2 protein-coding genes are annotated in these 3022 nt (G+C 54.9%); both read right to left on the bottom strand.

What is annotated here, in order from left to right; genetic code table 11:
* Positions 1 to 2060 (bottom strand): DUF4118 domain-containing protein (locus tag QM579_RS12010; protein ID WP_414999376.1); only part of this gene is annotated, 2060 nt, incomplete at its 3' end.
* A 214-nt stretch (positions 2061 to 2274) separates the two neighbouring features.
* Entirely contained in the window at positions 2275 to 2940 is a 666-nt protein-coding gene (locus QM579_RS12005) for a potassium-transporting ATPase subunit C (RefSeq protein ID WP_414999375.1), read from the bottom strand.
* Between the last annotated feature and the right edge of the window lie 82 nt (positions 2941 to 3022).

The raw sequence follows: 3022 nt of genomic DNA, 5'->3' as shown, positions 1-3022 counted from the left end.
GCCGCATTGCCGCAAATACTGGTCAACGGTGTGCGCAGGTCGTGCGAAATGGAGCGCAGCACATCCGCCCGCAGCTTTTCCTGTTGGGCTTGGGCGGCAATTTTTGCGTTGGTGCGGCCAAGGCGTTCTTTTTCCAAGGCCATTGCGTATTCTCCCGCTAATGCTAATACAAGATTTTTGTTGGCCGCATCCGCAAGTGGCCCTGCATGGATAGTGTGAAAATCCAGTGCGGCAACTGCAAGAACTTCTGTTTGATTTCGGATGGGAACAAAACTCCGTTGTGCACCGGGCAAAGAATCTGTTCCGGCTCCCGCAGGGCGCCCATTTTTCGCAACCCATTCCGCCACGGCTTGCTCATCTTTGCCGTACCATTGGCTTTTATCTGCGGTTAGCGTCTTGTCATGACGAAGTTTTTTTGTTTCATTGTGCGTTTTTTTTTCAGGATAGGGGGCTGGATTCATGCCATGTGAAAAGCTGATCCCCGGTTCTATACGACCATTGCGTACGGGGTATATCGTGGTCTCGCAGGTAAGAAGGGTACTGAGCTGACGGGCAGCTTCAGCAAGGATGTCTTCTTCATTTGCCGCTTTTTGCATCCTGCGGCTATTGCCTAAAAGCAGTTCTGTACGCAGTGCCTTGGCTGCGCTGTATCGGGCCTGACTTCTGGCTCGGGCGGTAATGGCGCTGGTTGCCACTGAAACCATGAGCATGGCTATGAATAAACTCAGATAGTCCAAGTCGTACACAGTAAAACTGAACCGTGGCGCTACAAACAAAAAATCAAATAGCGCCACCCCGGAAATGGATGCAGCCACGCCGTACCATGGCCCTGAGGTAAGGATGGAAACACTTAATACGCCCAGCATGTACAAGCCTGCAATGCTGGAGTTGGGGATACCCAGTGAAAACATCAAAATCCCAGCGCTGGTGCATACAGAGAGCAATAGTGCGGTAACTGCCCATTGCCGCCACGAGTTCGGAATGGTGCTTCGCAGTGTGCACAGGGCCATATACATTGGGCTGTTGTGCTGCCGTCCATCCCCTGCAGTTTTTGTATCGGGAATAATGTAGGTTTCCATTTCCGGGGCGAGTTCGGCCAGGCGCTCCATAAGAGTTTTCCCTCGGCGTGAAGACCAGCCCTTGGTTGGGGAACGGCCCACTACAATTTTGCTCACGCCGCTCAAACGGGCGTATTCGGCAATTTGCGCTGGAATGTCCTCGCCCTGCAAGGTAACGATGCTCGCGCCCAGGTCTTCGGCCAGGCGCGTGTTTTCTCGCAAGGCCTTCCGGCTTTTGGCGCTGCTGCGGCTTGCAGACTCGTTTTGCACGAAAAGGGCTGTAAAATCGGCGCGAAAAGCCTCCACCATGCGTGCGGCGGTACGGATGACGCGGGCGTTGCTGGGCGCGCCCGAAAGACAGATGAGAATATGTTCCTTGATTTGCCGTTTTGTCTCGCGCCCGTTTATGTCGGCGGGTCTTGCCCGCCGGTTGAGGCGGTCGGCCATGCGCCGTAGCGCCATTTCACGCAGGGCTATGAGATTAGCGGGCAGAAAAAAGTGACCCAGTGCGCGTTGCACCTGAGCTTCCGCATAGATTTTTCCTCCGCGCAGCCGGGTCATGAGTTCGTCTGGCTCCAGATCCACCAGTTCCACATGGTCGGCACTGTCAAACACGCTGTCGGGCACGCGCTCGCGTACCATAACGCCAGTCATGACGGCCACCACATCATTGAGGCTTTCCAGATGCTGCACGTTGATGGTTGTCCATACGGATATACCCGCTTGCAGCAACTCTTCCACATCTTGATACCGCTTGCGGTTGCGGCAATTGTCGGCATTAGAATGTGCAAGCTCGTCCACGAGTGCTATCTCAGGTCTGAGGGACAGCACTGCGTCCACGTCCAGCTCGTTGAGCGACATATTCCGGTAGTGCAGAATCAGCGGCGGGACAATTTTTAGCCCATCAAGCAGGGCCGTAGTTTCAGGCCGGGGATGCGGTTCAACGTATCCCACAACCACGTTCTGCCCTTGCTCTGCGGCGGTGTGAGCCGCCCGGAGCATAGCGTATGTCTTGCCCACCCCCGCAGCGTAACCGAAAAATATTTTGAGCGACCCTCGCTGAGAAAAAGAACCTCCATGCTGTGCTTCAGCATCCGCAGTAAACGAAGTGTTGACTGACTCCGTTTGCTGCAGTTGCGCTAACAATGCATCTGGGGATGGACGGGAATAGCTGCCTGCCATGTTTTATTCCGTAACTGGCTGAAGGGTGAAAGGTTTAGCGCACAGGCGTCGTCGCCCTGGCCCCGGTTTGCGATGAAGTATCACTATCGTTCGAAGCAGCGCGCCCATTGGGCAGCAGCCCATCGAGCGCCAGATTGACCTTGAGCACATTCACCCTGGGTTCACCCAGCAGTCCCAGGGTTCGCCCTTCCGTATACATAACAATGGTACGGTGTACCTCATCAAGCGTAAAGTCCGTGGTGCGGGCCAGCCTTTCAGCCTGATATTCTGCTGCGGCGGGCGAAATATGCGGGTCAAGCCCACTGGCAGATTCCGTTACCAGATCAACTGGCACGGGCATGCTCACTTTTTCTGGGTGGGCGTTTCTGACATGGTCGAGCCGGGTTTGCAGGTTCTCCGCATATTCTGAGGTGGCAGGACTTTTATTACTTGGCCCGGCATATAGCAGCGGCTTTCCGTTGGCGGAATAAGTGGAAACGTCCACACTGACGGGGCGGCCCCACAAATGCCTGGGGGCGTTGAAGGGCTGGCCCTGCAGGGTGCTGTATGTCTTGCCGTTAACTGTTATAATGCTGCCTCCTGCCTGGAAAGGAAACATAGCCTTACCAGCAGCCGTGACGATCACAGTGTAGGTGCACGTAAGAATGGTCAGAAGCGCCAGAAAAACCACAGAGCGGCGTAATATTGTCAATATGTGCATGGTTTTTCTCCTCAGGCCAGCCCAAGGCCGACCAGGCATAGGTCAATAAGCTTGATGGCTACAAAAGGTGCGGCCAGTCCTC

It is taken from the genome of Desulfovibrio sp., from assembly GCF_047607245.1.
Lineage (GTDB): Bacteria > Desulfobacterota > Desulfovibrionia > Desulfovibrionales > Desulfovibrionaceae > Desulfovibrio.
The sequence above is the reverse complement of the archived record's forward strand: the minus strand, read 5'-3'. Positions and strand labels throughout refer to the sequence as shown.